The following is a 1,145-nucleotide window of genomic DNA, read 5'->3' as shown; positions in this document are numbered from 1 at the left end:
AGAATACTTAAAGCGACCATCAAGGTTCAAAGCTTAGATGAAATAAGAGATATGTTCTAAACGCTCAATTAAGTTCTTTATTTTATTTTCACGAGACATTTCAAATAATTCTATTTTGATCAGCTCATTTTCGAGTTCTCTATAGTCGCTTCTTTGCCAGGACTCAATGCATCCATGATTCATTACCACACGTGATTCCTTAACACTCAAAAACATCTCTCCCATCATAGTGACAAAATTAGCGTCTTCTTAAGGGATGAAATCAGCGTCCGTTAAATTTCAACTAAGAGTTTTACAAGCTCTTAATAGCGCTTTACAATAACTTTTATAGAAAAAAGGAGGATAAATATGCAAACTATTAAGTTTGTATACTGGCAAGATGATAATATGCTGCTAGGTTATTTAGAAGAAAACCCAGATTATATGACGCAGGGTGAAACTTTAGACGAATTAAAAGAAAATTTAAAAGATATATATAAAGATCTAACTAGTGGTGCAATACCATCTGTTAGTAAGGTTTCTGAACTGGGAGTAGTGTGAAAAGAAGTGATTTGGTCGAACAATTGAAAAGAATTTAACCAAAGAAGATCTTTTGAAATTCGAGATTTCACATGAAGAGTCATATTTGGGAGACGTGTATAAGAAAAAAGATGAGCTTTTAAACCCTATCAAGAAATAATCTAAATAAATCAACCAATATATTAAGCATTTTCCTATTTGACATCTTTTTATTCTTGTGTTTAAATCAATTTATGGACGACATACACCAGATACACGATAAGTTCTTTAAACAGATAGCCTCAAATATTGAGAATGCAAAGAGCTTTGTAGAATTCTCTTTGCCAAAAGAGATTTTAGAACAACTGGACCTTAATACAATAAAACCCATAAACACAGAAAAGATTTCAAAGAAGTATAAGAGGTTTAATTTAGACATAGCCTTTAGATTTCAGACAAAGACCAGTTCAGTCCAGGTGTATTATCTACTGGAGCACAAATCAGAGACAGGGAGCTTTAGTAATATCCAGATACTCTCATATATGCTTGCAATATGGGAAGAGGATATAAAAAACAAAAGACCATTAGAGCCAATTATTCCAGTAGTTTTCTATCATGGAAAAACGAATTGGGATAAACCGATAGAT

At 32.3% G+C, this 1,145-nt stretch carries 2 protein-coding genes; both read left to right on the top strand.

Translation table 11 applies throughout. The features are described from left to right. Positions 1 to 348 precede the first annotated feature (348 nt). Positions 349 to 540, top strand: a complete 192-nt coding sequence (locus V4762_RS09975; protein WP_347315628.1) for a type II toxin-antitoxin system HicB family antitoxin — start codon at positions 349 to 351, stop codon at positions 538 to 540. Positions 541 to 752: 212 nt separating this feature from the next. After that, the coding region (locus tag V4762_RS09970) for an Rpn family recombination-promoting nuclease/putative transposase (protein WP_347315627.1) at positions 753 to 1,145 on the top strand (393 nt) is incomplete at its 3' end.

Source organism: Thermodesulfobium sp. 4217-1 (genome assembly GCF_039822205.1).
Lineage (GTDB): Bacteria > Thermodesulfobiota > Thermodesulfobiia > Thermodesulfobiales > Thermodesulfobiaceae > Thermodesulfobium.
The sequence above is the reverse complement of the archived record's forward strand: the minus strand, read 5'-3'. Positions and strand labels throughout refer to the sequence as shown.

Excerpts from the sequence above, each read along its gene's own strand:
- V4762_RS09975 (WP_347315628.1), top strand. The coding sequence starts at position 349 with ATGCAAACTATTAAGTTTGTATACTGGCAAGATGATAATATGCTGCTA.